We start from the raw sequence: 23,556 nt of genomic DNA, 5'->3' as shown, positions 1-23,556 counted from the left end.
TTACCACTCACGAGGCTTCTTGCTTACCGGACCGAGCGCTCCTTCGAGGCGCGCGCGGAGCGGGTGCAGACCTCACCGACGTCGACCGTCTGGCCGCGGTCGATGTAGACGTCCGCGAGCCCGACGAGCTTGCCCTTCGGCGACGTACAGGTCAGCTGGTACGCCTCCTTGGGGCCGTAGGTCGGCGGGATCGGCGACTGGAACGACACGCCGCCGGTCCAATCATCCACAGTGGACGGGCTCGCCTGCGCGTAGTTCACCAGCACGGCCCGGTAGTCCCCGGCGGGCGGGTCGTACAGGATCGCGTGCTCTTCCGTGGTCGAACCGTTCGCCGACGACGACACCATGTTGCCCGCAGCGTCGAAGACGTACAGGTCCCAGTCGCTGTCCTGGCTGGCCCACTTGACGTCGACGCTGAACTTCCCGTTGTCCACCTTCGGTAGCCCGTCGACGTGGAACGTGAAGCTCTCCGACGTCGGGTCGGTCGGGTAGTTCGTGTTGATCGCCGGGACCCCGGCCGGGTTGGTCACCGCGATGTTCGCCTGCGCCGGTCCCTGCGGCTCGCGGCCGTAGCGGCCCGCGACGTAGGGCCGGGTCGACGGGTTGACCGACCACGCGAACCGGCCGCCGGTCGAGGCCAGCGACGAGTTCAGGGTGTCGGTCACGTAGATCGGCGGCTTCGTCGAGCCGTCCGGCTGCACCACCGGCGAGGTCGGCGTCTGGAAGGTCTTGTGCAGCTTCAGCTGGTAGCCCTTCGGTGCCGTGCCGATCAGTGTCGAATGCGCCGCCGGGTCCGCGGTGTTGGCCAGCATGTCCACGAAGGCCTGCCGGTTACCGCCCTTGCCGGCACCCGCCGCGGGGGCGACGCCGGTGTACTCGGCGACGACACCGTCGGAGAACGGCGGGTGGAACTCGTTGGGGCCGACCTCGAACGTGAAGCCCCAGCCACCGGTGGCCCAGTACGACCAGTCCTCGGTCGAACCGGTCGTGTCGTAGAGCGCCCACGACGGCTGGCTGGTGTATCCGTTGCGCGAGGCCATCTTGTCGCCGAGCGCCTTGTACGCCGGCTCGTCGAGCGGCGGGCGGACGGCGGCGACACCCGGGACACGCAGCACCAGGTTGGAGAAGGTGTGCAGCGTGATCAGGTTGGTCACCTGGCGGTTGGACACGATCGAGCGGATGTTCTGCGTCTCGGGCTCGGAGAACGGGCCGGAGCCGCGGAACGTGTCGCTGCGCCACAGGGTCGACGCGCCGGCGCCGCCCCAGAAGCCCGCGTAGTTGCGGTTCGGGTCGGTGCCGCGTTCACGGCCGGCGGGGTTGGCCTTGCAGACGCCGGTCGCGAACTCCTTGGGCGAGTCGTTGACGTTGCAGTTCTTGCGCTTCATCTCGTAGTCGAAGCGCGAGAAGTCGCCCTTGGGCTCGGCTTCACGGGAGATTTCGAAGCCGTCGGCGTTGACGATCGGCACAATGATGTTGCGGGTCCGGCCGACCAGGCCACGGATCTCGGCGTTGCCGCCGGTGTAGCCCTTGATCAGTTCGTGGGCCCATTCCATGGCGTGCTCGCCGGCGGGCCACTCCCGGGCGTGGTGCACACCCATGGTGAAGTTGACGGGCTTGCCGTCGGCGATGTTCTTGACGTCGGTCGCGATCTCGAGGCCGACGACGTCACGGCCTTCCCAGGTCGGCTGCGGCAGGGTGAACGCCGTGACGAGCTTGGGGTTCTTGCGGGCCAGTTCCTTGACCTCGAACTGGTAGTCGTACAGGTGCCGGTAGCTGGTGCGACCGGACGGCAGGGTCGAGCCGGGCGTCTTCGCGGCGTACTCGCGGTCGGCCTTGGCGTTGTTGATCGACCTCCCCGAGAGATCGGCGTCGACCACCTTCGACTTGAAGCCGCTGTCGGCCAGCGTCTTGCGGTCGGCGTCGTTGGCGAGGACGACCTCGACGCCGGTCGCGTCGGCCTTCTCGGTGACGTCCAGGCCGAGCCGGAGGAGCTTGTCCTTGTCCTTCTTCGCCGGGGTCTCGACGCGGACCAGTTCGGCGCGCTGCGGCGCGGGCGCGGCGCCGGTCGGTGTGCCCTGCGGCGTGAGCGCCAGGAAGTCGACGCCCAGCAGCGCGTCGCGTGTCTGCCCGTCGTACCGGCAGGTCTGCACGACCAGCTTCTGGTCCTTCTTCACGAAGCCTTCGGCGAGCTCGTGGCTGCGCAACGCGGCGGACGCGGCGACCACGGCACCGGTGGCCTGGTCGAAGACCGCGAGATCCCAGTCGCCCTCGGTGCCGCCACGAGGCGCGAGCCGCGCCTGCAGCAGCCCGTCCACTGTGGACGTGAACTCTCGGCGATCGGTGCCGGACGTACCCGGCTTCTGCAACGCGGCGAAACAGGACCGCGGTACGGCCTGATTGGCCCGCACCACGTTGTCCGCGGCCCCCGCCGTCGTGGCCGACGGAAGTGCCACGAAAGCGCCGGCGAGCACCAGTGTCGCCGCCGTCCATCCCGCTCTTCGCCGGTTTGGTGAATACCCCACAGACTGACCTCCTTGGACAGTCCGGTGACCGGGTGAGGTCACCGGTAGCGAGACCCTAGACCCGAGACCCCGTCCGGGGGACCCGCCACAAGTCGCGTACACCCCTTTCGGCCCAACGATCTCACCGACCGTGCCGGAACGATCACCACCGACCGCGCCGCGGAATGGGACTTTCCTGTCGATTCCGACAGGTCGGCCTAAGAAAACCTTCAGGATCGCGTGGTTACCTTTCCACCATGACGACGCCCCAGGTCACCACGAGGTCACCGCTGGCCCTGCTGGCCGCCGTGGTCTCGGTCGCCGGCGGAGCGCTGCTGATCCTGCTGCTGCAGGTGCTTCCCGCCACCAGCGACATCAGCCCGGTCCGCCGCACCATCAGCGAATACGCGCTGAGCGAGCACAAGTGGATCTTCGACGTCGCGGTCCTGCTGGTCGCGTTCGGCTCGGCGATCGGTTTCGGCGCGCTGATCCGCCGCAAGCACCTTCCCGCCCTGTCCGCGGCCTCGCTCTTCTGCGCGCTATGGACGGTGAGCCTGGTCGTGATCGTGGCGTTCCCGAAGAACAACTGGGCGATCGGCCCGAGCACCGGCGGCACCGTGCACCGCATCGCGAGCGTCGTCGCCTTCATCGCGCTGCCACTGGCCGTGTGGTTCGCCGCGAAGGCCGTCTTCTCCACCTCCCCCGCCCGCCGTGCGGTGACGCGGGTGCTCGCGGTGGCGGCGCTGGCCTGGCTCGGCGTGATCCTCGGGGCGATCGTGGTCTCGATGAACGGCGGCAGGCCGTGGTGGCAGGCGATCCCGCTGGGGCTCGTCGAACGCGCGATGGCGCTGACCGGGCTGATCGCGCTGGCGTCACTGCTCATTCCGGCGCGCGTGGTCACCTGAGTCTCGTGAGTGGCAATGACGGTTCTAACCGTCATTACCACTCACGAGGGTAGGGGCAGGCATTCGTCGAGCAGGCCGACGATGTCGCGCCACGCTCGCCGCGCGTGCACCGGATGGTGGCCGACGCCGGGGAGCACGGTCTGCTCGACCGGCGGATGGTGGAAGGCGTGCAACGCGCCGCCGTAGACGACAAGACGCCAGTCCACGCCCGCTTCCTGCATTTCCGCGGTGAACGCCTCCCGTTGCGACGGCGGCATGATCGGATCTTCCGAACCGACCCCGGCCCACACCGGGCAGCGGATACGCGCAGCCTCGCCAGGACGGCCCGTGGTCAGTCCGTTGACCGTGCCGATCGCGCGCAGGTCGACGCCGTCGCGGCCGAGTTCCAGCGCGATCGCGCCGCCGGTTCCGTAGCCGATGGCGGCGATCCGATCGGGGTCCGTCCGCGGTTCGGCGCGCACCACATCGAGGGCCGCGTGGCCGATCTCCCGCATCCGGCCGGGGTCGGCGAGCAGCGGCATCACGTACGCCAGCATCTCCTCGGGGTCGGTGAACCAGCGTCCGCCGTTGAAGTCGAAAGCCAGCGCCACATACCCCAGTTCGGCCAACGCGTCGGCCCGCCGTCGCTGAAAATCGTTCAGCCCTGTCCCCTCGGGGCCGATCAGGACGGCGGGCCGCCGTCCGCCACCCGCCGGGAGCGCGAGATGCCCCACCATCGTCAGGCCATCGGCCGGGTACTCGACCGTGCGCGTCGCAACCGTCGTCATGAAATCGGACTTTAGCGATCGTCGGTCCCCACGAGGCCGGTGTTCACCTCGGGCGGAACACCGGCGCGGCGAGGTGACGCCAGTCACACCCACAAATGTCCCTGGGTGTCTCTACAAACCGACCGCTCAGTACGGCAGACTCGACGGCACTTCCACTCGACGACGAGGAGTCACCCGTGACCGAACACCCCTCCCGCGTAGCGATCGTCACCGGTGCCGGCCGTGGCATCGGCGCCGCCGTGGCCAAGCGGCTCGCCTCCGACGGATTCGCCGTCGGCCTGCTGGACCTCGACGAGGCGGGCGTCAAGCAGGGAGCCGAAGCGATTGTCGCCGAGGGCGGCAAGGCCGTCGGTGTCGCGCTGGACGTGGTCGACGCCGCGCAGGTCGAAGCCGCGGTGACCCGGGTGGCCGAGGAACTCGGCGCGCCGACCGTGCTGATCAACAACGCCGGCATCACCCGCGACAACCTGCTGTTCAAGATGACCGAACAGGACTGGGACTCGGTGCTGGGCGTGCACCTGAAGGGCTCGTTCCTGATGACCCGCGAGGTGCAGAAGTACCAGACGCAGGAGAAGTGGGGCCGCATCGTCAACCTGTCCAGCACCTCGGCGCTGGGCAACCGCGGGCAGGTCAACTACTCCGCGGCCAAGGCGGGCATGCAGGGCTTCACCAAGACCCTCGCCATCGAACTGGGCAAGTTCAACGTCACCGCGAACGCCATCGCCCCCGGCTTCATCGCCACCGACATGACCGCGGCGACCGCCGAACGGCTCGGCATGTCGTTCGAGGACTTCAAGGCGGCGGCCGCGTCGCAGATCCCGGTGCAGCGCGTCGGCACCCCCGACGACATCGCCAACCTCGCGTCGTTCCTGGTGAGCGACGGCGCCGGATTCATCTCCGGCCAGGTCATCTACGTCGCCGGCGGACCGAAGGACTGAGCCATGCGCGAATTCGCCTCCCTGCAGGACTTCGAGAACGCCGTCGGCGAGCACTTCGGCTACAGCGAATGGATGACGCTCACCCAGGAGCGGGTCAACCTGTTCGCCGACGCCACCGACGACCACCAGTGGATCCACGTCGACGTCGAGAAGGCCGCCGAGGGCCCGTTCGGGGCGCCGATCGCCCACGGTTTCCTGACGCTGTCGCTCATCTCGGGCTTCGTCGGGAAGATCTACCGGGTCCACGGGCTCAAGATGGGCATCAACTACGGCCTCAACAAGGTCCGCTTCCCCCAGCCGGTCAAGGTGGGCTCGAAGATCCGCGCGGGCGCCGAACTGGTCGAGGTCACCGACGTCCCCGGTGGCAAACAGGCCGTCGTGCGGTGGACGATCGAGATCGACGGCGAGCCGAAACCGGCGTGCGTCGCGGAGATGGTCGCCCGGCTCATCGCCTGAGGAAGTGACCTCCGGCACCCGGCCGGACCACCACTTCCCGACATACCGACTGGTCGGTACTGTAATCGGAAAGCCAGACGCTGGAGGCGCGATGAACCAGACCGACCTGCCGGGCCTCGACCTGGCCAGGCTCAAGGCCCACCTGGACGAGCACCGGCCGGGCCTCGTCCAGGGCGACCTGAGCGGCCGGATCGTGGAAGGGGGCCGGTCCAACCTCACCTACGTGGTGGGCGACGGCCGGTCCCGCTGGGTGGTCCGCCGCCCGCCGCTCGGGCATGTCCTGCCGACGGCGCACGACATGGGCCGCGAGTACCGGGTGATCTCCGGCCTGCACGGCACGGCGGTCCCGGTGCCGGAAACCGTGCTGCTGTGCGAGGACACCGACGTCATCGGCTCGCGGTTCTACGTGATGGAGTTCGTCGAGGGCACGCCCTTCCGCACGGACACCGAACTGGCCGCGCTCGGCCCCGCCCGGACGAAGGCCATCGCGGACGCGCTCGTCGACACCCTCGTCGATCTGCACGCCGTCGACCCGGAATCGTTGGGGCTGGGCGACTTCGGCCGTCCGGAGGGCTTCCTCGAACGCCAGTTGCGGCGCTGGAAGAAGCAGCTCGACGGCAACCGCAGCCGCGAGCTGCCCGGCGTCGACGAACTGCACGACCGGCTCGCGTCGTCGGTGCCGGAATCGGGCAGGCCGTCGATCGTCCACGGCGACTACCGGCTGGACAACGTGCTGGTGAACGCCGACGACCGGATCACCGCGGTACTGGACTGGGAGATGTCCACCCTCGGTGACCCGCTGACCGACCTGGCCCTGCTGGTGGCCTACGCCGAACGCGACAAGGTCTCGCTGCAGTTCGTGTCCAACGCCAGTTCGGCGCCGGGTTATCCGAGCAACGACGAGGTCGTCGCGCGCTACGCCGAGCGTTCGGGCCGTGATGTGTCGCGGCTGAACTGGTACGTGGGCTTCGCCTTCTTCAAACTCGCGGTGATCCTGGAAGGCATCCACCTCCGCTACAGCCAGGGCAAGACCGTCGGCGCCGGATTCGACGGCATCGGCGCGGGCGTCGTCCCGTTGATCGCGCACGGCAATGAGACTCTCAAGGAAGAGGGATAAGGATGGACTTCGCCTTCGACGCGAAAACCGAGGAACTACGGGGGAAACTCCTCGAGTTCATGGATTCGCACATCTACCCCGCCGAAGCCGTCTTCGAACGGCAACTCGCCGAACGCGACAGTGAATGGTCGCAGCCTCCGATCGTCGAAGAACTGAAGGCCGAGGCGCGCAAACGCGGTCTGTGGAACTTCTTCCTCCCCGGCGACCACGGCGCGGGGCTGACGAACCTCCAGTACGCGCCGCTCGCCGAGATCACCGGCCGCAGCCTCCGGCTCGCCCCGACCGCGCTCAACTGCGCCGCCCCGGACACCGGCAACATGGAAGTCCTCACCATGTTCGGCTCCGAGCAGCAGCAGAAGCAGTGGCTCCAGCCCCTGCTGGAGGGCGAGATCCGGTCCGCCTTCGCGATGACCGAGCCCGACGTCGCCTCCTCCGACGCGCGCAACATCGCCACCAGCATCCGCCGTGACGGCGACGAGTACGTCATCAACGGCCGTAAGTGGTACATCTCCGGCGCGATGAACCCGAACTGCAAGATCTTCATCGTGATGGGCAAGACCGATCCGGACGCGCCCGCGCACAAGCAGCAGAGCATGATCCTGGTCCCCCGCGACACCCCCGGTATGACCGTGAAACGCGGCATGCACGTGTTCGGCTACACCGACGGCGACCACGGCGGGCACGCCGAGGTGATCTTCGACGACGTCCGCGTGCCCGCCGAGAACCTCATCGCCGGTGAAGGCGACGGGTTCGCCATCGCCCAGGCCCGCCTCGGCCCCGGCCGGATCCACCATTGCATGCGCGCCATCGGGATGGCCGAACGCGCGCTGGAACTGATGTGCCGCCGGGCGCTTTCGCGTGAGACCTTCGGCAAGCCGATCGCCGAACAGGGCGTGGTGCAGGACTGGATCGCCGAGTCGCGGGTCAAGATCGAGCAGCAGCGGCTGCTGGTGCTCAAGACCGCGTGGCTGATGGACACCGTCGGGAACCAGGGCGCGCACACCGAGATCCAGGCGATCAAGATCTCCACGCCGATCACCGTCGAGTGGATCCTCGACAAGGCCGTGCAGCTGTTCGGCGCGGGCGGGGTCAGCCAGGACTTCCCGATCGCCGAGATGTGGGCGCAGGTGCGGACGCTGCGGCTGGCCGACGGCCCGGACGAGGTGCACAAGCGCTCGCTGGCGCACCGTGAACTGAAGAAGTACCGCGGGGAGGCCTCGAAGTGACCACCGTAGAGGAACTCAAGCGGCGCGTGGCCGAGCTACTGGCCGCGTATCCGCCGGAAAGCACGCCACGCCAGGACTTCCTCGACGCCCGGTTCGACGCCGGGCTCGCCTGGATCCACTTCCCCGAAGGACTCGGCGGACTCGGCGCGCCGCGTTCTCTCCAGTCCGTTGTGGACAGAGAACTCGCCGCGGCCGGCGCGCCGGACAACGACAAACGGCGCATCGGCATCGGCCTCGGCATGGCCGCGCCGACCATCCTCGCCTTCGGCACACCGGAGCAGCATCGGCGCTTTCTTCGTCCACTGTGGACCGAGCGGGAGGTGTGGTGCCAGCTGTTCAGCGAGCCCGGCGCCGGATCCGACCTCGCCGCGCTGGGCACCCGCGCGGTACGCGACGGCGACGACTGGGTGGTGACCGGGCAGAAGGTCTGGACGTCGGGCGCGCACAAGTCGCAATGGGCCATCCTGGTCACCCGCACCGATCCCGACGTGCCGAAGCACCGTGGCATGACGTACTTCCTGTGCGACATGACCGCCCCGGGGGTCGAAGTCCGGCCGCTGCGCCAGATCACCGGTGAGGCCGAGTTCAACGAGGTCTTCCTCAGCGAGGTCCGCATCCCCGACGCGCACCGCCTCGGCGCGGTCGGCGAGGGCTGGAAGGTCGCGCAGACCACGCTGATGAACGAACGGGTCGCCATCGGCGGGACCGAGTTCCCGCGCGACGGCGGGATGGTCGGTGTCGTCACGAAAACCTGGCGCGAGCGCCCGGAACTGCGGACCTCGGACCTCCACGATCGCCTGCTGAAACTGTGGGTGGAGGGCGAGAGCCTGCGCCTGGTCGCCTCGCGGCTGCGGCAGCAACTGGCCGCCGGGGCACCGGGGCCGGAGGGTTCGGCGGTCAAGGTCGCGTTCTCCGAGCTGAACCAGGCCGCGTCCGGGCTGGAGATCGAACTGCTCGGCGACGAGGGCCTGCGCTACGACGACTGGACGATGCGGCGTCCCGACGGCGTGAACTTCCTCGGCCGCGAAGCCGGCTACCGCTACCTGCGCGCGAAGGGGAACTCCATCGAGGGCGGCACCTCGGAGGTCCTGCGCAACATCATCGCCGAACGCGTGCTGGGGCTGCCGTCCGAGCCGCGGATCGACAAGGACGTCGCCTGGAAGGACCTGCCCCGATGAGCGACCTGCTGTATTCCGAGGTCGAAGAGGACCTTCGCGCGAGTGTCCGCGACCTGCTCAAGGACCGCGCCGAACCGGCGTCGCTGATCGCCAGGACCGAGACGGCGGAACCGTACGACCTGAAGCTGTGGCGCACCCTCGCCGCCGATCTCGGCGCGGCGGGCCTCGCCGTCCCGGAGGCGCTGGGCGGGCACGGCGCTTCGGCGCGTGAAGTCGCCGTCGTGATGGAGGAACTCGGGCGCAGCGTCGCCCCCGTCCCCTATCTCGGCAGTGCCGTACTGGCGACGACGGCCTTGCTGGCGACCGACACCTCGCAGCCGGAAGTGGCCGAACGACTCGGGAAGCTGGCCGGGGGCACGCTCATCGGCGCGCTGGCCGTCCCGCTGTCGACCGCACCCGGCGCCGAGTTCCCCGCGACGGTCACCGCGGCCGCGGAAGGCACGCTCAGCGGTCAGGTTCGCAGTGTCGCCGACGCCTCGGTGGCCGAACTGATCGTCGTCCCGGCGGTGGGCCCCGACGGCCCCGGGCTCTACACGGTCGACGCCGCTTCGCCGGGCGTGACGGTCACCGAGGCGATCTCGCTGGACCTGACCCGGCGCATTTCCGACGTCACGCTGGAGAACGTGGTCGCGAAGCGGGTCGCCGATCCCGCCACCGCACCGTCCGCTTTGGACACCGCGCTCGTGACCGCGGCGGGGCTGCTCGCTTCGGAACAGCTCGGGATCGCCGAATGGGCGCTGACCGAAACGGTGCGCTACCTCAAGGAGCGCTACCAGTTCGGCCGTCAGGTCGGCTCCTTCCAGTCGCTGAAGCACCGGCTGGCGAATCTGTACACGGACCTGGTCAACGCCAGGGCGACGGCCCGCTACGCCGCCGACTGCCTGGCTTCCGGTGACGACATCGCGATCGCCGTCGCGGTGGCGCAGGCGCGCAACTCCCTCATCGCCGTGCACGCCACCGAAGAGGCGATCCAGTTGCACGGCGGGATCGGCATGACCTGGGAGCACCCCGCGCATCTGTACCTGAAGCGCGCGAAGAGCGATGAGATCGCATTGGGCACTGCTGGGCGGCATCGCGCGGCCCTCGCACCACTGATCGACCTGCCCGCCTGATCCTCCCGGCGGGGTCCGCCCCGGAAAGTGTCGGACCCCGCCGGTAAAACCTGTTCGAACATCAGAGCGAACAGGGAGTCATCATGAAACTACTCGTGGCCACCTCGAAGACCCAGGGTGCGCGGGAGAACGACTTCAACCACTGCGTCGAGGGCGAACTGATCTGGATCGCCCCGTGCTGCGACGAAGGCGACACTTCGCCGGATTCCGCCTGCGGCTGCGGCCGGTCGTTCTGCGGGCTGAACTCGCACGAAGGGACGACGACGGCGCTCGTCGCCGAACTGCCCGGCTTCACCTACTCCGACTATGCCGAAGCGATGCGGTCGAGTCTGGCCGCCCAGGGGTGGCCACCGGAAGCCGCCGACGAAGTGGCGAGAGGCCTGGTGGCCTTCACCACCGGATGGGAGGTGGGAACAGTGCTCGAACGCCGCTGCGACTGGTTCGCCGAACGTCTCGTACCCGCGCCGCCAGGCTGACCACCCGGCGGGGTCACCGCGCTATTCGGGGCGCAGCGCGGCCAGCAGGAGATCGGCGTAGTGGTCGCCGATCTGGCGGGCCGAGAGCGCGCCGCCGCGCCGGTACCAGGAACCGAGGTGGTGCACCGAACCGAAGAAGAAGTCGACGATCACGTCGGCCGGTTTGTCCGCGCGGAATTCGCCGGACGCCTGGCCCTCCTCGATCAGCGTGCGGAACCGCTCGTGGTACTTGCGGCGTTCCGCGCGGACGGCCTTCTGCTTCTCCACGCTGAGCTGGTGCATGGACTGCATGAAGATCGTGTTGTCGTCGAGGTTGTCGATCGTGCTGACGACGACGTCGGAGGCGGCCGAACGCAGCCGCTCCCGCAGCGGCGCCTCGCTCGAAGCGACCTTTTCCAGTTGCTCGGTCTGCGCACGCAGCACCCGGGCGTAGATCTCGTAAAGGAGGTCGTCCTTGGAGCCGAAGTAGTGGTACATCGCGCCCTTGGTGACCCCGGCCGCCTCCACGATCTCCTGCACGGAGGTGCGGTCGAAACCCTTCTTGGCGAAGAGTTTCGTGGCGTGCGACAACAGCCGTCGCGGTACGGCGGCCTGGTCGTCGCCGCTCGCCTCGGCCGTCCCCGCCTTGCGGGTGGTCGCTCGTGTCATGGCCGGCTCCTTCTCGTGCGGACATTCAGCATACCGGCCGGTTTGTCGAGGTCCGGGGAGCGGGACAGCTGACGGTTCCGCTCCTGCTCACCGGCTCAGCCTCTGGCCCGGAGTTCGCGGCGGAGGATCTTGCCGCTCACCGTCTTCGGCAGTTCGTCCAGCACCTCGATCATCCTCGGGTACTTGTACGCGGCGAGGCGCTCCTTGCAGAACGCGACGAGATCCCCCGGATCGGGCGTGCTGCCCGGCGCCGGGCTGATGTAGGCCTTCACGGTCTCGCCGCGATAGTCGTCCGGGACGCCGACGACGGCCGCTTCGCGCACCGCCGGATGCGTGTACAGGACGTCCTCGACCTCGCGGGGCCACACCTTGAACCCGGAGGCGTTGATCATGTCCTTCTTGCGGTCGACGACGTAGACCCAGCCGCGTGGATCCATGAAGCCGATGTCGCCGGTCAGGAGCCTGCCGCCGGGCAGCGCCGCTTCGGTCGCCTCAGGCCGGTTCCAGTAGCCGGGGATCACCATCGGTCCTTCGACGGCGATCTCGCCCGCCTCGCCGAACGGCAGCTCCTCGCCGTCCTCGCCGAGGATGCGCACGACGGTGCCGGGGACGGGCAGGCCGATCGAGATCGTCCCCGACTCCTCGTCGATCGGCGCCTCCAGGCTGCCCGGCACGACGATGCAGCCGGCGGTCGTCTCGGTGAGGCCGTAGCCGTTGTGGATGTAGTGCCCGAACCGCTCGCGGAACACGTCGACGACCGCCGGCGGCAGCGCGGCCCCGCCGGAGTACAGCAGCTGGAACGACTCGAAATGCCGGCGGCCGACATCGGGCTGTGCCATCAGCGCCATGTACGCCGTCGACGGGCCGACCGTGTACGCGGGCTTGTGCTCCAGGAAGGCGTCGAGCAGGACACCGGGCTCGAACCGGTACGCGAGCGCGAGCGTGCCGCCGATGTCGATGGCGGAGGCGATTTCGCAGACCATGCCGGTGATGTGGAAGAGCGGCGCCAGGCCGAACAGCGTGGCGCCTTCACCGAGACCGCTGAAGGTGCTGAGGACGGCCGCGTTCGCGCCGAGGTTGCCATGGGTGTTCATGGCGCCCTTCGGGGTTCCGCTGGTGCCCGAGGTGTAGCTGATCAGCGCGACGTCGTCCATGCCGGGCGCGAGATCCGGTGGCGGTTCCCCGGTGGCGGCCCGCGCCACCTTGAGCAGATCGGCCGCGCCGGGAGTGGGCTCCCGGACGGACTTGCCGAACACGCGCGGGTCGTCGCGCGTCTGCAGGTCGAGTTCACTGGTGGTCAGCGCGATCTTCACGCCGCTGCCGGGGACGAGCGGCGCGACGCGGCGGTTCCACCCGCTCTGCGAGCACACGACCGCGCGCACCCCGGCGTCATCGAAGACGTGTCGCAGTTCCCGCTCGCGGTACATCGGGTTGACCGGGACGACGATCCCGCCCGCCTTCCACGCGCCGAGCAGGGCCAGCACGAACTGCGGGATGTTCTGCAGGATCAGCGCGAGCCTGTCCCCCGGGGCGAAGCCGGACGCGATCAGATGCCGCGCGATGCCGTCGGAAAGCTCGTCGACCTCGCGGTAGCTCAGCCTGCCGTCGAAATAGGCGATCGCGGTGGCGTGCGGGGAGCGCCGGACAGTCCGCCGGAAGGCCGACGGCACGGTGGTCGCCTCCGGGATTTCCGCGGCCTTCATCCGGTCGTCGTAAGCGGCAAGCCACGGCTTCGCGTCGTAAGGGCTCATGCAGGTGTCCTCCTTGACCATCCCCACACCGACCAGTCGGTACGACCGACCGTAAGAGCAGCCCCGGAACGCGTCAAGGCCTCGACGAACACCTAAGCGTCCGCTTAGTATGACTACAAGGCAAGGAGGCCCGACGTGACTCAGTCCGATGTGGACACTGTCCGATTCGCCGTCGACGGCGCCGTCGCCACGATCACCTTCGACAAACCCGGACGCGGCAACGCGATGGATCCCCAGATGCAGGTCCACTACGGAGACCTGCTGGGCAAGGCGTCGGCCGACCCCCGCGTGCGCGCCGTCGTCGTCACCGGGAGCGGGCGCTCGTTCTGCCCCGGCGCGGATCTGGGCCTGCTGGCGGACGTCTCGTCGAGCACCACGGCCCCGCCGGAGCACGAAGGCTTCCGGAACGTCCTGGCCGCCACCTATGCCGACGTGCCCGTCGTCGCGGCCATCAACGGCGGCTGCGCCGGACTCGGCTTCGTGATCGCCTGCGCCGCCGACGTCCGATTCGCCGCCGCGGGCGCGAAGTTCACCACCGCGTTCGCCCGGCGTGGCCTCATCGCCGAATACGGGATCGCGAAACTCCTTCCGGAACTCGTCGGCCGAGGCCGGGCACTCGACCTGCTACTGTCCGGCCGAACCTTCACCGCCGAACAGGCGCACGAATACGGCTTGGTCCAGGAGGTCGTCCCAGCGGAGGAACTCCCGCTGCGCGCACACGCCTACGCCACCGAACTCGCCACCTACAGCGCACCCCGCTCGATGGCGCTGATGAAACGCCAGGTCGCCCGGGAAGCCGGGCTCTCCCTGGAAGAAGCCGCACGCGAAGCCACCGCACTGATGCTCGATTCCTTCGGCCGCCCGGAACTCCCCGAAGGCCTGGCCAGCTGGGAGGAGCGCCGGGCGCCGGACTTCCCGCCGTACCAAGGGGATTCCTGACCGCGCGGATGGTTCAGCACGGCCTGAGGTCGGCCAGGGTTCGCGTCCTGGTCGCTGTCGACTGGCCCAGGAAGCCGCCCCGATGTTGGATGGACGCGTGGCAGAGCTGATCAGGGAAAGACGTTCCAGCTTGGGCAGACTGCAGGTGACCATCAGCGACATTGAGGCGCTTTTGGCCAAACTGCGCAAGGCCTATCCTGCGGAGAGCGTGGTACTCCACGCCGGAACGGCCATCGATTCTCCCGATGACCTCGTCGTCCACCTGGCATCGACGACGCGTTCGCCGTCGGCATCGAACCGCTGGTGTACCTGGTCGAAGACTGGGCAAGACCTCGCCAGTTCACCGGGCTGCCGCCACGCACCGTATTGGCACATACGGAGAGGACCTCCCGGAGTGAGCGCGTCGGGACGACGCTCTTGGTACTCGCGCAGGTATTGGCGTGGCTGGGAGTGGTTCGGAGCGACTCCACCAGAAGTACGGTTGTCTCAGCGGGATTCGGCCTATTCTCCTTGCTGCTCCTCACGTGGCTGCGGATTCACGGCACCGAAGCGGGTCGGCCATTTCACCGCTTTTGTGATCGTGCTGATCCGCATTTAGGTGGGGTTTCGAGGCACGCCTAGGCGCCCGTCCCCGACGTGGCAGGCGGGCTCCTCGGGTTCAGCGCGTATTCCGGCGAGGTGCCTGTAGCGGGTCCAGATACTGGGGTGGAATGAACTCCGGCCGCCCATCCGCCGCCATCCTGACCTGCCAGCCGGACCGCCCATGGATCACCATGTGGTGATACCGGCACAACAGGCACAGATTGCCGAGATCCGTGTCCCCGAGGCTGCCCCACGGCAGCACATGGTGGGCCTCGCAATGCTTCGGCCGCCGTCGGCACCCGGGAAACGCACAACCACGGTCCCGGACATTGAGCGCCCGGCGTTGCCCGGGGGTGACCGTCCGGGCGGCACGCCCGATGTCGAGCGGTTCACTCTCCGAGCCCAGCACTACGGGAATGATCTTGGCATCGCAGGCCAGCATCCTGGCATGGCGGGCGGTGATCCGGGTGACTCCGTCCACGCACGCGCTCCCCAATCCCGAGGACAACGTCTCCAACGGGATGGTGACCACCACGGTGGTCCGATCCCCGGACAGGGTCGGGGCTTTGTCGTTGGTCATCGCGTAATGGATCGCGTCGAACAAGGCGTCACCGTTGCGTTCGGCGGGGCCGCGCAGGTCGTGGTTGCCATCCTCGTCGACCGGTCTTCGCTGCCCCCAGGTTTCGAACAGAGCGTTGGCCCTGGCACCGAATTCCGGATCGAGGAGGCCGTTGAGCCGCCACCAGCCGTCATCGCGTTTACGCAGGAACACCTCGCGTGACGGCGGTTTGAGGTCTTCGTCTTTGGGCTCGTCGCCGTCGGGATCCAGGTGAGCCAGGAGGTCCGCGCCGGCGATGATGATCTCTCGCGGGCCCGCGTGGCGGGCGAGAGTCACCAGCGTTTGCTCCGCGCCGGAACGTTCTTCAGGGGAGATCTCGGCCGGGATCTTCTTCAGCACCTTCAGAAGCGGATCCAGCTGTTGAGGACCGAGGTCGCCCTCCGCCGCGGCGGCACCGGCGAGGGGAGCGAACGCGGCGGCCGGGGTGCCGTCGAGGTTACGGCCCTCGTTCAACGCCAGTGCCCGCGCCACGGTGTCGCGCGCCTCCTTGGGCGTGATCCGCGCCGTTTCGGCGAACCAGCCCGCGGTCGAACCGTGACCGAACAATTCCATCGGTCCCCGCGACTCGATCTCCGCCAGAAACTGCCCGACCTCCGCCAACGCCTGACGTGCCAGCGAGAGACGCTCGACCACGCCGTGCGCGAGTTCCCGCGCACCAGCACGCCACAGCTCCTGTGGTGGTTCGAGGGTTCGTCTGCCGGACACCTCTCCAGAATACCCGAAGAAATCGAACATGTGTTCGTTTTAATACTTGTGGGTGAGGCTGATTCAAAAGTCAGTAAATCGCCCGAATTCAGTTCGTCTTACCTCGCGCCTCATCGTTCCCTTGCCCGCAGGACACGCCATAGTCCGGTTCGCGCGATCTATCAGCCGTTGTTACATGGTCGAGCGATGCTTCAACCAGCTCAAACAATCCCGAGGCCTGGTACCCCGTTTCGCCAAACGAGCACCTACCACCGTGCCGAGATCATCCTCGCCTGCATCGTCCTTCATCTCCGATGAAGATGCTCAGGTCAATACACCTAAGCACTGAGCCTTTTCCAACTTGGTTGTGGCCCGGGACTGAAGGGCGCTTGAGATAAGGGGGAAGACCCCTTCAGCCCCTCCCGCCCGACGCCAGGTTGCGAGGGAGCGGGGTCGTGAGTGGTAAGTGTCGTTCTAACGACACTTACCACTCACGACTCCCCACCTCGGAACCCCAGGATGGAAAAGGCCAGGCCTGTGATCGCTAGCGAACCGGCAGCGGCAGCGTCGTGTCACGCTGGACGAATTCCCACTGCCAACCACGCGCCCGCACCAGGTCGAAGACAGCTTGCGAGTCCTCCGAGGCGTCCGGGACGAACACGTCAGGTCAAGATCGAAGAGGCTCCTGACCTGATCCCAGTGAAGATCCGACACGGGACCCCGTGATCCCGGCAGCCCAATTACATGAAGGCCCCTTCCTCACCCCAAACGCAAAGAAGGGGACCACCATGCACGCCAGTCAGGCAAGCCCCACCGAAATCACTCCCCGACGACCTGCTCCACCTTGCGCTGCAGTTTGTTCATCCCGCCGAGCCACCGGTCGGTTTGCGTGGCCCGCGCCGCGTAATACTCCGCGACCTCGGGATGCGGAAGTACCAGGAACCGCTTTTCGGCGATGGCCTCGAACAACGCGTCCGCGACCTGATCCGGCTGGATCGCCGAGGCACCCATGAGCAGTTCGCCCGCGGGGCCGGAGTTCTCCAGCATCGCCGTCCGCACGCCCTGCGGGCAGATCGCCTGCACGGTGAGGCCGCGGTGCCGATAGGTCGCCGAAAGCCATTCGGCGAAGGCGAGTGCGCCGTGTTTGGTCACCGAGTACGACGCCGAACCGAGACTGGTCAGCAATCCCGCCGCCGACACCGTCGAGATGAAGTGCCCGCGGCCACGTTCGAGCCACGGCGGCAGCAACAGCCGTGCCGCGCGGACGTGCGCCATCACGTTGACGTCCCAGATCCGCGCCCAGTCCTCCTCGGGCGCGTCGACGCCGCCCATCGGCGCGATCCCGGCGTTGGCGCAGAAGATGTCGATCTCGCCGAGGGTTTCGCGCGCCGTCTCGATCAACGACGCGACGCCCGCCTCGCTCGCGGCGTCGCCCGCGACGGCGGTGCCGCCGATCTCCTTGGCGACTTCGGCCGCGGCATCCCCGTTCAGATCGCCGACGACGACCCGGGCGCCCTCGGCGGCGAACCGGCGGGCGAGGACGGCACCGATGCCACCGCCGCCCCCGGTGACGACGACACCGGATCCGGTGAACGACCCGGTCACAGGCCACCCGCCAGTGTCACGCCGCCGTCGAGCACGATGGTCTGCCCGGTGATCCAGCCCGCCTCTTCCGACAGCAGGAACGAGACCGCGCCGGCGATGTCGGCCGGGACGCCGAGGCGCTTCATCGGGTAGGACGCCGAGACCTCTTCCTCGCGGCCTTCGTACAGCGCGGTCGCGAACTTGGTCTTCACCACGGCCGGCGCGACGGCGTTCACGCGGATCTTCGGGCCCAGTTCGAAGCCGAGTTCCTTGGTGAGCCGGATCAGCGCCGCCTTGCTGACGCCGTACATGCCGATCCCGGGTGACGCGCCGAGCCCGGCGACGGACGCGACGTTCACCACCGCGCCACCGTGCTCCCCCATCCACGCGTCCCGCGCCCGGCGGGTCCACGAAAGCGGCGCCAGCACGTTGACGGCGAAGATCTTGGCGGCGGCTTCGGGGTCGATGTCGAGCGTGGGCCCGTACACCGGGTTGATGCCGGTGTTGTTGACCAGCATGTCCAGCCGCCCGAAGGCCTCGATGGTCTTGGCCACCGCCTCGTCCTGGTGCGCGGTGTCGTCGGCCTTGCCGGGGACGGCGATGGCCACGCCGGGACCGCCCAGTTCGTTGACCGCCTCGGCCAGCGGTTCCGGCTTGCGCGCGGTGATGCACACCTTCGCGCCGCGCTCGACCAGGTCCTTGGCGATCCCGAGGCCGATACCCCGGCTCGCGCCGGTGACGATCGCGACGCGATCCTTGAACGAGTTCACTCTTCGATCTCCTCTGTAGTTCACTGGCGAGCGCGGTCACTAAGCGAGCGCTCACTTACAATGGGAAGCGCCGGAACCGGTGTCAAGCCCACCATCCGGCATGAGCCTCTGGGAGGATCTGCGGATGACCATGTCGCTGTCGGCCGAACTGTGGCCCGACGTCCAGCCGGAGACGGCACGACGGCTGATGCTGGCCGGGGTCGAATCCTTCGCACGGCGCGGCTATCACGCGACCACCACCCGGGACATCGCCTCGGCGGCGGGCATGAGCCCCGCGGCGCTGTACGTGCACTTCCCGTCCAAGGCCGCACTGCTGTTCGCGATCTCCAAATATGGCCACGAGCAGACCCTCGCACTCGTCGAAAGCGTCGTGGCGCGCGAGACCGATCCGGTCGAGCGGATCCGGCTGCTGGTCGAGGACTTCGTGGCCTGGCACGCCCGGCGGCACACCGTGGCACGGGTGGTGCAGTACGAACTCCACGCGCTGCCGGACGAGGAGTTCGAGGTCGTCGCGAAACTGCGGCGACGCATCGAGCAGGTCGTGCGGGAGGTCATCACCGAAGGCATGAACGCGGGCGTGTTCCATGTCGGCGATCCGCACACCGCCGCGCGGGCCGTGCTCTCGCTCGGCGTCGACGTCGCCCGCTGGTACACCGAGCGCGCCCGCCAGACACCGAAGCAGCTGGGCCAGGAGTACAGCGAGCTGGTGCTCCGCATGCTCGGCACGAAACTCTCCTGACCAGTATTGATCGACCTCCGTCGGCGATACCGCCACCAGAGTGACATACCAACCGGTCGGTATCGAGATTTACCCGATGAGACGTTGACCACATACTAAGCGGTTGTTAATTTGCCCGGACTGCGTCGCCGCAGCAGCGCCGAGCGAAGGGCACACCGATGGCCGACAGTGCACAGAACGCCCCCGAAACAGCCCCCGAGCCCGTCACCGAACCGACGATCACCGTGTCCCAGCGCAGAAGGGCCGCGACCGCCGCGGCCCTCGCCTCGTCCGTCGAGTGGTACGACTACTTCGTCTTCGGGATCGCGGCCGCCCTGGTCTTCGGGAAGACCTTCTTCCCCACCGCCAACGCCGCGGCCGGCGTCCTCGCCTCGTTCGCCACCTTCGCGGTCGGCTTCCTCGCCCGGCCGCTCGGCGGGATCATCGCGGGCAGCCTCGGCGACAAACGCGGGCGGAAACCCGTACTGGTCATGGCGATCGCGCTGATGGGGGCGGCGACCACGCTGATCGGCCTGCTGCCGACCTACGACACGATCGGCATCGCCGCGCCGATCATCCTGGTGCTGCTGCGGCTCGTGCAGGGTGTCGCCGTCGGTGCCCAGTGGGGCGGCGCGATGCTGCTCGCCACCGAATACGCGCCACCCGGCAAACGCGGTCTCTACGGCAGCCTGGTGCAGCTCGGCGTCCCGATCGGCGTGGTACTGGCGAACACGGTGTTCCTGATCGCCGCGCAAGTCGCGCCGCCTTCGGACTTCCTCACCTGGGCGTGGCGGATCCCGTTCCTGGTCGGCATCCTCGTGCTCGCGCTGGCCTGGTACATGCACGTCAAGATCGACGAGACGCCGGAATACCGCCGTGCCGAAGCGAAACTCGCGGCCGAGGAACGCGGCCGGGGGAAGTCGCCGCTGCGTGAGGTGCTGCGCCACCACAAGGGCACCGTCCTGCTGGCGGGCGGCTCGTTCATGGTCAACACCGCCACGTTCTACATTCTGCTCAACGGCGTCCTCGACTACGCCACCCGCCATCTGGGGATGTCGCGGACCACCGTGCTCGTCGCGACCCTGCTGATCAGCACGCTGCAACTGGCGATCATCCCGCTCTCGGCGAAGCTGTCCGACCGCATCGGCAGGCTCAAGATCTACACCTTCGGTGCGGCGGGCGGCGCGCTCTGGGCGATCCCGATGTTCCTGCTGATCGACACGGCTTCGCTGCCGCTGTTCGTGGTCGCCTCGTTCGTCGGATCGCTGTTCCTCGGCATCATGTACGGCCCGCAGGCGGCGCTCTTCGCCGAACTGTTCACCGCCGAGATGCGCTACACCGGCGCCTCGCTCGGCTACCAGATCAGCGCGGTCGTCGGCGGCGGGCTCGCACCGTTCATCATGGTGCTGCTGCTGGAATCCACCGGGACGTCGATGTCGGTTTCGCTCTACATCATCGTGCTGGCCCTGATCTCGCTCGGCTCGATCGGCCTGCTGGCCAAACGCGCGCGCCGGGCGGCGCAGTCCATTCCGGACTCAGTCGACCGACCGCGCGAAGCGGTCGGCGACCAGCCGTAGCCGCTCTTTGACCTCGTCCGGCGCCTCCTCCACCACGAAGTCGACGTCCCAATGGGCGAGGTAGTAGGGCATCACGGAGAGGTCGTTGGAGCCGACCCTGACCCGGCAGGTGTGCTCGTCGATGGCTTCGATCGTCCCGACGGTCGGGGACACGTATTCGGCGAGCGCTTCCGCCGGCGTGTTCACCCGCAGCACCATCTGGTGCGGATACGGCGAGGAGGTGATCCCGCGGGAGACGTACGCCGCGAGGTCCTCGGCGGGCGGTTCCCTCGGTGTGAACCGGAAACTGATGTCCGGGACGCCGTCGATACGGTCGACGCGGAAGGTCCGCCAGTCGTCCCGGTCGAGGTCGAACGCGACCAGGTACCACCGGCGCCCGGTGTGCACCAGGCGCAACGGCTCGATGTAGCGCTCGCTGACGTCGCCGTGGTGACTGCGGTAGCCGAACCGGAGCCGCTGGTGGTCGCGGCACGCGGACGCGATGACGGTGAGCGCCTCCGCGTCGATGACCGGGACGACGCCGCCGAGCGGGATCATGGCGGTGTTCAGCGCGGTCACCCGGTGCCGCAGCCGGGCGGGCAGCACCTGCTCCAGTTTCGCGAGCGCGCGGACCGAGGTCTCCTCGATCCCCGACACCGTCCCGTTCGCCGCCGTCCGGAGCCCGACGGCGACCGCGACGGCCTCGTCGTCGTCCAGCAGCAGCGGCGGCAGCGCGGCCCCGGCGCCGAGCCGGTAGCCGCCCGCGACACCGGGGGTGGCGTGCACCGGGTAGCCCAGTTCCCGCAGCCGCTCGACGTCGCGCCGGACCGTGCGGACGTCCACCTGCAGCCGGTCGGCCAGATCCGCGCCCGGCCAGTCGCGCCGCGCCTGCAGCAGGGAAAGCAACCTCAGCAGCCGTGCCGACGTGGCCGTGGTCATCGGTTCGCTCGCTTCATGGGAAGGAGTCTGGCAGAGATCGAGGACAGCTCCGGTCCGCGATCGGCTCGTGAGTGGTAATGACGGTTAGAACCGTCATCACCACTCACGAGACCGTAAGGTGGCCGGGTGATCGATCCCGTGCACCTGCTGTCCGTCGCCCGCGAGGAGGCCGAACTCGGCAAGGCCGAGGGCGGGGTCCCGATCGGCGCCGCGTTGTTCGACACCGACGGCGTCCTGCTCGGCCGCGGGCACAACCGCCGGGTCCAGGACGGCGACCCGTCGATGCACGCCGAGACCTCCGCGTTCCGGAACGCGGGCAGGCGGCCGCACTACCGGGACACGATCATGGTCACCACGCTGTCCCCGTGCTGGTACTGCAGCGGGCTCGTGCGCCAGTTCGGCATCGGCCGGGTGATCATCGGCGAAGCGGCGACCTTCGAGGGCGGGCATGGCTGGCTCGAGGAGAACGGCGTCGAGATCACCCTCCTCGACGACCCGGCCTGCACCGCGCTGATGACCGAGTTCATTCGGGATCATCCGGAACTGTGGTTCGAGGACATCGGGGTCCCGACAGAGCGCTAGAGCGATTCCTCGGCCTCGAAGACGACGGTCCGGTTGCGGCCCGCCGACTTCGCCGCGCGCAGCGCCTGATCCGCCGCGCCGACGAGCCGGTCGAGCGTGTCGCCGTCGGCGGGATGCGAGGAGACGCCGATCGAAACGGTCACCCCGGCGAACAGCGGGTCACCCGGCGACGTCCCACCCAATGAGACAGACGTCGACGCGATCCGCAGCCGGATGCGCTCGGCGATGGCGTGCGCGTCGAACCGGCTCGTGCCGGGGAGGAGGACGACGAACTCCTCGCCGCCGAACCGGCCGACCAGATCCGCGGCGCGGACCTCGGCGCGCAATGTGTCCGCGACGGCGCGCAGGACGTCGTCGCCGACGTGCCTGCCGTGCTCGTCGTTCAGCCGCGCGAAGCGGTCCAAATCGAGCATCAGCAGCGAAAGATCGGTGCCACCGCCGCGAAGCAGCTCGAACTGCGTGCGGGCACCGTCCAACCAGGACGACGCGGTGAGCAGCCCGGTTCCGGCGTCCGTGCCGGCGTGGCCGCGCAGGGCGCGCATCGTCCCCGCCCGGTGCAGTACCACGAGCGCCCCGGCGAGTACCACAGTGACGAACGGCCAATCCACCGCCGACCACGCGAGTAACAGTCCGAACGCGACCATTGCCGCGTCGAAGGCGAATCCCGACGGTTCCGCCCCGAATTCGGCCGCCGGGGCGGCGAGGGCGGCGTCGACGGAGAGGAACACCAGACCGGTGGCGAAGGCCAGCGCGAAGCCCTGGAAATCCCTTTCCGCTTCGGCGAACGGCGCGGCCCCGACCAGGATGGGCACCAGTGCGGCCGCGACGGCGGACAACATGGTGGCGCAGGCCGCGAAGACCTGGCGATGCGGGATCCCGCGCCGGATCCGCAACCAGCGGTACCCCGCCGAGACGACGACGAGCACGGCGGCCAGCGCAGGCGGCAGCAGCAGCGCGCCCGCGAAGATCCAGGCGGCGTCCAGGCCGGCGCCGAGCCGGGTGTCGGCGCGGGACCGCTCGACGGGACGCGAGAACTCCGAACTCAGGATCATTCCCGCCAGCAGAGCGGAAAACGGGAGCAGCGACGACGACGCGGGCGGCCGCAGCGCGAAGAGGTAGGCGGTGGCGGCCAGCGCGGCCGCGTCGATGAGAAGCAGGTACCCGATCAGGCCCCGCCTGGGTAGTTCCCACAGGCTCCAGGTCCCCAGCAGGCGCCGCGGCGCGGCGAGCCGGTCTCTTCGGCCGCGGCTTCCGGTCGCCATCAGGGAGTCCCCCACCATTTCGGCAAACTAGCCGGTAATCGCGATGCTGTCGATCCGCTTTCCGGGTCATGACCCCCTACTAAGGTCGGTCGTTCCCGCCGGGAAACCCGGTGAATTCTTGACAGTCCTCAATGGTCTAGTCCACCGTGAGTGAGCACACAGTGGCCTCCTGGTTGATACGCCGCGTCAAGACGGAGGTGCTCCACACCTGCGCGTCTCGTCACGCGCGTACCAGTTGGAGGACCT

At 68.5% G+C, this 23,556-nt stretch carries 21 protein-coding genes; 12 read left to right on the top strand and 9 right to left on the bottom strand.

Going from position 1 to position 23,556, the window contains the following annotated elements:
• Positions 1 to 23: 23 nt before the first annotated feature.
• Complete coding sequence (locus SD37_RS15495; protein ID WP_236725377.1) at positions 24 to 2,522, bottom strand: M14 family zinc carboxypeptidase; 2,499 nt, start codon at positions 2,520 to 2,522, stop codon at positions 24 to 26.
• A 236-nt stretch (positions 2,523 to 2,758) separates the two neighbouring features.
• Between SD37_RS15495 and SD37_RS15490 the strand changes: the two genes are divergently transcribed.
• Entirely contained in the window at positions 2,759 to 3,406 is a 648-nt protein-coding gene (locus tag SD37_RS15490; protein WP_044850282.1) for a DUF998 domain-containing protein, read from the top strand.
• A 41-nt stretch (positions 3,407 to 3,447) separates the two neighbouring features.
• On the opposite strand, the gene SD37_RS15485 is transcribed toward SD37_RS15490, so the two are convergent.
• On the bottom strand, positions 3,448 to 4,173 hold the full coding sequence (locus SD37_RS15485; RefSeq protein WP_044850283.1) for a dienelactone hydrolase family protein: 726 nt from the start codon (positions 4,171 to 4,173) through the stop codon (positions 3,448 to 3,450).
• Between the two features lie 176 nt (positions 4,174 to 4,349).
• Between SD37_RS15485 and fabG the strand changes: the two genes are divergently transcribed.
• The 7 genes from fabG to SD37_RS15450 all read left to right on the top strand — a co-directional run bounded on the left by fabG (position 4,350) and on the right by SD37_RS15450 (position 10,676).
• Positions 4,350 to 5,111 carry a 3-oxoacyl-ACP reductase FabG gene (gene fabG / locus SD37_RS15480; protein WP_044850284.1) on the top strand — a complete coding sequence of 254 codons (762 nt, stop codon included), beginning with the start codon at positions 4,350 to 4,352 and terminating at the stop codon, positions 5,109 to 5,111.
• A gap of 3 nt (positions 5,112 to 5,114) precedes the next feature.
• Positions 5,115 to 5,567 carry a MaoC family dehydratase gene (locus SD37_RS15475; RefSeq protein WP_044850285.1) on the top strand — a complete coding sequence of 151 codons (453 nt, stop codon included), beginning with the start codon at positions 5,115 to 5,117 and terminating at the stop codon, positions 5,565 to 5,567.
• A gap of 91 nt (positions 5,568 to 5,658) precedes the next feature.
• Positions 5,659 to 6,684, top strand: coding sequence for a phosphotransferase family protein (locus tag SD37_RS15470; protein WP_044850286.1), 1,026 nt, complete (start codon positions 5,659 to 5,661; stop codon positions 6,682 to 6,684).
• Positions 6,685 to 6,686: 2 nt separating this feature from the next.
• Positions 6,687 to 7,910, top strand: coding sequence for an acyl-CoA dehydrogenase family protein (locus SD37_RS15465; protein ID WP_044850287.1), 1,224 nt, complete (start codon positions 6,687 to 6,689; stop codon positions 7,908 to 7,910).
• Positions 7,907 to 9,088 carry an acyl-CoA dehydrogenase family protein gene (locus SD37_RS15460; RefSeq protein ID WP_044850288.1) on the top strand — a complete coding sequence of 394 codons (1,182 nt, stop codon included), beginning with the start codon at positions 7,907 to 7,909 and terminating at the stop codon, positions 9,086 to 9,088. The genes SD37_RS15465 and SD37_RS15460 overlap by 4 nt, the downstream gene beginning before the upstream one ends.
• Positions 9,085 to 10,200 carry an acyl-CoA dehydrogenase family protein gene (locus SD37_RS15455; protein ID WP_044850289.1) on the top strand — a complete coding sequence of 372 codons (1,116 nt, stop codon included), beginning with the start codon at positions 9,085 to 9,087 and terminating at the stop codon, positions 10,198 to 10,200. Before SD37_RS15460 ends, SD37_RS15455 begins: the two co-directional genes overlap by 4 nt.
• An 83-nt stretch (positions 10,201 to 10,283) precedes the next feature.
• Positions 10,284 to 10,676, top strand: coding sequence for a DUF7715 family protein (locus tag SD37_RS15450; protein WP_052674823.1), 393 nt, complete (start codon positions 10,284 to 10,286; stop codon positions 10,674 to 10,676).
• Between the two features lie 21 nt (positions 10,677 to 10,697).
• On the opposite strand, the gene SD37_RS15445 is transcribed toward SD37_RS15450, so the two are convergent.
• Together SD37_RS15445 and SD37_RS15440 are read right to left on the bottom strand one after the other, a co-directional pair.
• Positions 10,698 to 11,324, bottom strand: coding sequence for a TetR/AcrR family transcriptional regulator (locus tag SD37_RS15445; protein ID WP_044850291.1), 627 nt, complete (start codon positions 11,322 to 11,324; stop codon positions 10,698 to 10,700).
• A gap of 95 nt (positions 11,325 to 11,419) precedes the next feature.
• Entirely contained in the window at positions 11,420 to 13,075 is a 1,656-nt protein-coding gene (locus SD37_RS15440; RefSeq protein WP_044850517.1) for an AMP-binding protein, read from the bottom strand.
• 135 nt (positions 13,076 to 13,210) lie between these two features.
• On the opposite strand from SD37_RS15440, the gene SD37_RS15435 reads away from it, so the two are divergent.
• On the top strand, positions 13,211 to 14,014 hold the full coding sequence (locus SD37_RS15435) for an enoyl-CoA hydratase-related protein (protein WP_044850292.1): 804 nt from the start codon (positions 13,211 to 13,213) through the stop codon (positions 14,012 to 14,014).
• A 658-nt stretch (positions 14,015 to 14,672) separates the two neighbouring features.
• Here the strand turns inward: SD37_RS15435 and SD37_RS15425 are convergent.
• From SD37_RS15425 to SD37_RS15415, 3 genes are all read right to left on the bottom strand, one after another.
• Positions 14,673 to 15,920, bottom strand: a complete 1,248-nt coding sequence (locus SD37_RS15425) for an HNH endonuclease signature motif containing protein (RefSeq protein WP_044850518.1) — start codon at positions 15,918 to 15,920, stop codon at positions 14,673 to 14,675.
• Positions 15,921 to 16,718: 798 nt separating this feature from the next.
• Positions 16,719 to 17,504, bottom strand: coding sequence for an SDR family oxidoreductase (locus SD37_RS15420; RefSeq protein ID WP_044850294.1), 786 nt, complete (start codon positions 17,502 to 17,504; stop codon positions 16,719 to 16,721).
• Positions 17,501 to 18,253 carry an SDR family oxidoreductase gene (locus SD37_RS15415; protein WP_037321120.1) on the bottom strand — a complete coding sequence of 251 codons (753 nt, stop codon included), beginning with the start codon at positions 18,251 to 18,253 and terminating at the stop codon, positions 17,501 to 17,503. The genes SD37_RS15420 and SD37_RS15415 overlap by 4 nt, the downstream gene beginning before the upstream one ends.
• A 124-nt stretch (positions 18,254 to 18,377) precedes the next feature.
• Between SD37_RS15415 and SD37_RS15410 the strand changes: the two genes are divergently transcribed.
• Together SD37_RS15410 and SD37_RS15405 are read left to right on the top strand one after the other, a co-directional pair.
• Complete coding sequence (locus SD37_RS15410; protein ID WP_044850519.1) at positions 18,378 to 18,992, top strand: TetR/AcrR family transcriptional regulator; 615 nt, start codon at positions 18,378 to 18,380, stop codon at positions 18,990 to 18,992.
• Positions 18,993 to 19,150: 158 nt separating this feature from the next.
• Entirely contained in the window at positions 19,151 to 20,548 is a 1,398-nt protein-coding gene (locus SD37_RS15405; RefSeq protein WP_083254970.1) for an MFS transporter, read from the top strand.
• On the opposite strand, the gene SD37_RS15400 is transcribed toward SD37_RS15405, so the two are convergent.
• Positions 20,507 to 21,466, bottom strand: a complete 960-nt coding sequence (locus SD37_RS15400; RefSeq protein ID WP_044850295.1) for a helix-turn-helix transcriptional regulator — start codon at positions 21,464 to 21,466, stop codon at positions 20,507 to 20,509. The genes SD37_RS15405 and SD37_RS15400 overlap by 42 nt on opposite strands.
• Positions 21,467 to 21,592: 126 nt before the next feature.
• On the opposite strand from SD37_RS15400, the gene SD37_RS15395 reads away from it, so the two are divergent.
• Entirely contained in the window at positions 21,593 to 22,048 is a 456-nt protein-coding gene (locus SD37_RS15395) for a nucleoside deaminase (protein WP_044850296.1), read from the top strand.
• Here SD37_RS15395 and SD37_RS15390 read toward each other — a convergent pair.
• Positions 22,045 to 23,328, bottom strand: coding sequence for a GGDEF domain-containing protein (locus SD37_RS15390; RefSeq protein ID WP_052674824.1), 1,284 nt, complete (start codon positions 23,326 to 23,328; stop codon positions 22,045 to 22,047). The genes SD37_RS15395 and SD37_RS15390 overlap by 4 nt on opposite strands.
• Between the last annotated feature and the right edge of the window lie 228 nt (positions 23,329 to 23,556).

It is taken from the genome of Amycolatopsis orientalis (genome assembly GCF_000943515.2).
Classification (GTDB): domain Bacteria; phylum Actinomycetota; class Actinomycetes; order Mycobacteriales; family Pseudonocardiaceae; genus Amycolatopsis; species Amycolatopsis orientalis.
Note: the sequence above shows the minus strand (reverse complement) of the source record. Positions and strands in the feature narration are given on the sequence as shown.

Bases quoted from the DNA above. Each gene is read 5' to 3' on its own strand.
- SD37_RS15445 (WP_044850291.1), bottom strand. From the start codon at position 11,324: ATGACACGAGCGACCACCCGCAAGGCGGGGACGGCCGAGGCGAGCGGC.
- SD37_RS15405 (WP_083254970.1), top strand. From the start codon at position 19,151: ATGGCCGACAGTGCACAGAACGCCCCCGAAACAGCCCCCGAGCCCGTC.
- SD37_RS15450 (WP_052674823.1), top strand. From the start codon at position 10,284: ATGAAACTACTCGTGGCCACCTCGAAGACCCAGGGTGCGCGGGAGAAC.
- SD37_RS15465 (WP_044850287.1), top strand. From the start codon at position 6,687: ATGGACTTCGCCTTCGACGCGAAAACCGAGGAACTACGGGGGAAACTC.
- SD37_RS15470 (WP_044850286.1), top strand. From the start codon at position 5,659: ATGAACCAGACCGACCTGCCGGGCCTCGACCTGGCCAGGCTCAAGGCC.
- SD37_RS15390 (WP_052674824.1), bottom strand. From the start codon at position 23,328: ATGGTGGGGGACTCCCTGATGGCGACCGGAAGCCGCGGCCGAAGAGAC.
- SD37_RS15455 (WP_044850289.1), top strand. From the start codon at position 9,085: ATGAGCGACCTGCTGTATTCCGAGGTCGAAGAGGACCTTCGCGCGAGT.
- SD37_RS15490 (WP_044850282.1), top strand. From the start codon at position 2,759: ATGACGACGCCCCAGGTCACCACGAGGTCACCGCTGGCCCTGCTGGCC.
- SD37_RS15485 (WP_044850283.1), bottom strand. From the start codon at position 4,173: ATGACGACGGTTGCGACGCGCACGGTCGAGTACCCGGCCGATGGCCTG.
- SD37_RS15400 (WP_044850295.1), bottom strand. From the start codon at position 21,466: ATGACCACGGCCACGTCGGCACGGCTGCTGAGGTTGCTTTCCCTGCTG.
- SD37_RS15410 (WP_044850519.1), top strand. From the start codon at position 18,378: ATGACCATGTCGCTGTCGGCCGAACTGTGGCCCGACGTCCAGCCGGAG.
- SD37_RS15440 (WP_044850517.1), bottom strand. From the start codon at position 13,075: ATGAGCCCTTACGACGCGAAGCCGTGGCTTGCCGCTTACGACGACCGG.
- SD37_RS15475 (WP_044850285.1), top strand. From the start codon at position 5,115: ATGCGCGAATTCGCCTCCCTGCAGGACTTCGAGAACGCCGTCGGCGAG.